Annotated in this window: 5 protein-coding genes; all 5 read left to right on the forward strand. The window is 67.9% G+C overall.

What is annotated here, in order from left to right; all coding sequences use genetic code 11:
• The coding region (locus tag VD972_RS03340; protein WP_324980614.1) for a DUF2169 domain-containing protein at positions 1–738 on the forward strand (738 nt) is incomplete at its 5' end.
• A gap of 36 nt (positions 739–774) precedes the next feature.
• Positions 775–1,239, forward strand: a complete 465-nt coding sequence (locus VD972_RS03345; protein ID WP_324980616.1) for a DUF4150 domain-containing protein — start codon at positions 775–777, stop codon at positions 1,237–1,239.
• Between the two features lie 29 nt (positions 1,240–1,268).
• Positions 1,269–1,799 carry a DUF6484 domain-containing protein gene (locus VD972_RS03350; RefSeq protein WP_324980618.1) on the forward strand — a complete coding sequence of 177 codons (531 nt, stop codon included), beginning with the start codon at positions 1,269–1,271 and terminating at the stop codon, positions 1,797–1,799.
• 18 nt (positions 1,800–1,817) lie between these two features.
• Complete coding sequence (locus VD972_RS03355; RefSeq protein ID WP_324980620.1) at positions 1,818–3,107, forward strand: TIGR02270 family protein; 1,290 nt, start codon at positions 1,818–1,820, stop codon at positions 3,105–3,107.
• A gap of 88 nt (positions 3,108–3,195) precedes the next feature.
• A partial coding sequence (locus VD972_RS03360) for a SpoIID/LytB domain-containing protein (RefSeq protein WP_324980622.1) occupies positions 3,196–4,343 on the forward strand: 1,148 nt, incomplete at its 3' end.

Genomic DNA, 4,343 nt, shown 5'->3' on the forward strand with positions numbered 1-4,343 from the left:
GAGCTGCTCGTCTCCCTGCGCGTGGGGCCCGTGGAGAAGTCGGTGAGGGTCATGGGAGATCGTGTCTGGACCAAGGGCCTGGGCTTCACCTCCATGACCCGGCCCGAGCCCTTCGAGCGCATGCCCCTGGTCTACGAGCGCGCTTTCGGCGGATGGGACCGCTCCGAGTCCGATCCCAGCCTGCATGCCTTCGAGCCGCGCAACCCCGTGGGCGTCGGCTTCCGCTCCAGCTCTCGATCCTTCGAGGAAGACCTGGCCTTGCCCAACCTGGAGGACCCGAACCAGCCGCTCGAGCGCTTCGGGCAGCGGGTGCCCCCCGCCGGCTTCGGGTTCCTCTCTCCCCACTGGCACCCGCGCGCGGCGTACGCGGGGACCTATGACGAGGCGTGGGACAATGCCCGCAAGCCCCTGCTGCCCAAAGACTTCGATCGGCGCTTCTTCAACGCCGCCTCCCCCGGGCTCGTGGCGCCTGGGTATCTCCGAGGAAACGAGCCCGTGGTCATCACGAATGCCTCACCGAGAGGCCCGCGCTCTTTCGCGCTCCCAGGGCAGGCTGCGCCGTCTGTCACCGTGGAGTTGACGGAGGGCCCAGACGCAACCCCCGAGATGAGGCTGGATACCGTCATCCTCGACACGGACGCAGAGCAAGTCCTGCTGCTGTGGCGCGGGCACCTCCCCATGGCCGAGAGCCTTCATGAGGTGCGGACCGTGCAGGCCACAGCGGAAGGCATCTCCTGAAGAGGAGACCCCTTTTCTCCCACGCGAGGTGAAGACATGGCCGTCAACGTCGGTGTCAACAAGATGTCTGTCGTGACCAAGGACAGCAGTGGCGTCACCGTGGCCTTCCCGGACGTCTGCAAGACGCCGAGCCCCGCGGGCCCGATCCCCATCCCCTACCCCAATGTGGCGAAGTCCTCGGATACAGCCAAGGGCACCAAGAAGGTGTCGGTGCAAGGCAACCCCGTCTGTGTGAAGGACTCCAACTTCAGCACCAGCACGGGCGACGAGGCAGGGACGGCGGGTGGAGGCGTGGCCTCCAACAAGACCAAGGGCAAGGCCGAGTTCGTCAACTACTCCTTCGACGTCAAGTTCGAGGGCAAGAACGTGGCGCGCGCGCTCGACCTGATGCTTCACAACGACAAGAACACGCCCCCCTTCCCTGTCTTCCAGGGTCCCATCATGGCCATGAAGGACAAGGTGGAGAAGCCCAAGTGCCTCGTCTGTAATCACGACGTGTAGTCCGGGTGCCCCTGGAGAGAGGTGAAGAGATGAGCTCACGCACAGACGCCACCGCAGTGCTCCCGCCCCCTTCCACAGAGCGTCCTGGACGCATCTGGGGGAGCCTGGCCGGCTGGCTCGTAGGGACAGACAACACCGGCGGGCCGCTCGTCGACTTCCCCGGCAACACAGCGGGTCCTGTCGCGGCACGCCTGGCGATCGCTGTCGATCCCAAGAGCCTGCAGGCCGCGGTCTCCCTCCACCAGAAGGTCGTGCTCCTGTTCGAGAGCGGTGATCCTGGCCGCCCCTTCCTCATGGGCCTCATCCAGGAGACCAGCCCGACGCCGCTGGTGGATGCACTGCTCGAGGAACAGGCTCAGGTGCCCACTCCGGCCAAGGCCGAGGCCAAGGTGGATGGGCGACGGGTGGTCATCGAGGGCAAGGATGAGATCGTCCTGAAGTGCGGAGAGGCCAGCATCACCCTGCGGCGCAACGGCAAGGTCATCGTGAAGGGCACCTACCTGGAGTCGCGGGCCACGGGCACCCACCGCATCAAGGGTGGCTCGGTCGAGATCAACTAGGGACAGGACGGGCGTTTCATGCTCTGGGACATCTACGAACAGCACCTGGAGGAGGCGGCCTTCCTATGGGGCCGGTGGGAGCAGGCGCTGGTCGCACCTGATCATGTGCTGGACGAGGTCGCGCCGATGGAAGAGCGCCTCCATGCTCACGTGGATGGGCTCGTCCTTGGGGGTGAGCCCGCAGCCAAACGCTTCTTGCTCCCAGCGCTCGAATCAGACGATCTCGAGATCGTCCGCGCGGCGGCCTTCACCCTCCTGGTCGACGGCACCTCCGGCAGTGCCCACGCGGTCCTCGAGCGGATCCGCGCGGCGGATGACGCAGCGCTCGCGGCCTTCCAGCGAGCACTGGAGGTACTGCAGCCGGCCATGTTTCCAGCCTGGCTCCAGCTCCTTCCGCAAGACGAGAACCCCACCCTCCAGGCACTGGGGCTCGAGGTGCTGGGCCTTCATCAGTGCGCTCCTGCCGCGGCATGCCAGGCCCTCCTCACACATGCATCTCCCAAGCTTGCCGCCACTGCCCTTCGTGCCGCTGGCCGGTCCCGGATAGAGCTTGCCCCCGCCATGCTGGAGCGAGCGCTGGCTTCGCCCTCGCTGGAAGTCCGGGACGCGGCTATCGAGGCGGGCGGGCTCAGAGGCCATCGCTCCACCTGGGCAGCTTGCCGCGCTGCCATCCAGTCTCGCACCCTCTCCAGCCCACTCCCCCTGCTGCTGCTGGCCATGGGCGGCGACGATCGAGACCTCAAAGAGCTCCAGGAGTTGCTCGTTGATGAGACGCTCCGGCCCGACGTGCTCTGGGCGCTCGGCTTCAGCGGCCGCGTGGCCAGTGCCGACGCTTGCCTGGAGTTCATGAGCCAGAAGTCCGTTGCACCCCTGGCGGGCGAGGCCTTCAGCGCCATTACCGGACTCCGCATCGAAGGCTCCTACGCCGCCCCGGGAAAAGACCCGGAGGCCCAGGAACCCGTTCCGCTTGCGCAGGAGGACCTCGAAGCCTCACCGGTACCCAAGCCGATCGACGCACTTCCCATCCCCCAAGCGGATGCCATCTCTCAGTGGTGGCAGCAGGCACGCTCTCAGCTGGAGCCTCAGCGACGCTACCTGGAAGGTCGCCCCTTCAGCTCTCAGGCCTTGCTCGACGCGCTCACCTTCAGTTCCATGCGGCGGCGCCACGCCTTAGGACTGGAGCTGGCGGTGCGCAGCCGAGGCGCACACCAGGTACCCACTCGCGCCTTCGCAGAGCGACAGCTCGAGGTGCTACGCAGGATGCGCACAGCGCCCAGCGCGACATTCGGCAGAACATTCGCCGAGTAAGGTCGACCGGGTGACGCCCCTTCGATAGGCGCTTCAGCGAGTGCTCGAAGTGGCGGCCCGGGCTCCACGCGGGTACGGTCCCTGTGCCGTGCTCAAGGCCGTCCCCGCCCTCCTCCTGCTGCTCCTCGGTGCGTGCGCCAGCGCGCCGCCGCCCGCTCTGCCTGGCAGCGAGGGCCCTTCCCCCGTTGCCTCCACCCCCCCCCCGGCCGTGGATGCAGGAGTTCCTCCTCCGCTCCCGGGTGATCCGCTGTCCCAGGGCCTCACGGCCCCTCACGACGTGAAGCGGCTGGACTTCCGCGGCGGCGAGCCCCAGGTCCCCATCCGGCTGATGGAGGGCCGCCCCGGCATCACGTTCTCTCCGCGGGGGCGAATGCGGCTCCAGTTCGGCGGGCCCGATGACAAGGTGCTGGAGGCCCCCGCGGGCTCGGTGTGGAAGGTGCGGATCCTGCAAGGCGAGCCTGCGGTGCTCACTGCCCGCATCCAGCTCGGGGAGTTCCGGTTCTCGAACAAGGCGGGGCTCGCGGAGGAGCAGCAGCAGTGGCAGGCGCGAGGGCTCGCCACCCGCGTCCAGGTGCTCGGCTCGCTCTACGGCATCGCGGGCAAGGTCATCGACAACCGGCGCTACCTGCTGCTGGTGGACGAGGCGCTCACACCCAAGGAGGCCGCCACCCGGCAGGCGGAGCTGCTGCGCGGGTTCGGTGCACGGACGACGCTCTTCGAGGAGGTGCGCACTCCAGCGCACGGCATCCTCGAGGTCCGGGACGCGGCGGGCAGCGTGGTGGGACTGGCACAGGACTCGCTGATGGCAGAGACGCTGGACGCGTCCGGCTTCGCAGTGCAGCAGGTGGAACACCACGTGGGCTATGAGAACCACGGCTTCGAGGACCGCAGCTACCGGGGCGCGCTGCAGCTCACCGTGGATCGCGCCGGAACCCTGGCGGTGGTGAACGTGGTGAGGCTGGAGGATCTGCTCAAGGGGCTGGTGCCCTCGGAGATCTACGCGCGCGCGCACATGGAGGCGCTCAAGGCCCAGGCCGTCACAGCGCGAGGCGAGGTGCTGGCCAAGGTGGGCACCAAGCACCTGGCGGATCCCTACCTGCTGTGCTCGGAGCAGCACTGCGCGGTGTACCAGGGCCGTACGGGCGAGGCGGCCAGCACCACGGCGGCGGTGGAGGCCACTCGAGGCGAGGCGCTCTTCTCCAAGGACGGGCGGCTGGTGGACTCCGTCTACAGCGC

Origin of the sequence: Hyalangium sp. (assembly GCF_035629615.1) — a bacterium.
Classification (GTDB): Bacteria; Myxococcota; Myxococcia; order Myxococcales; family Myxococcaceae; genus Hyalangium.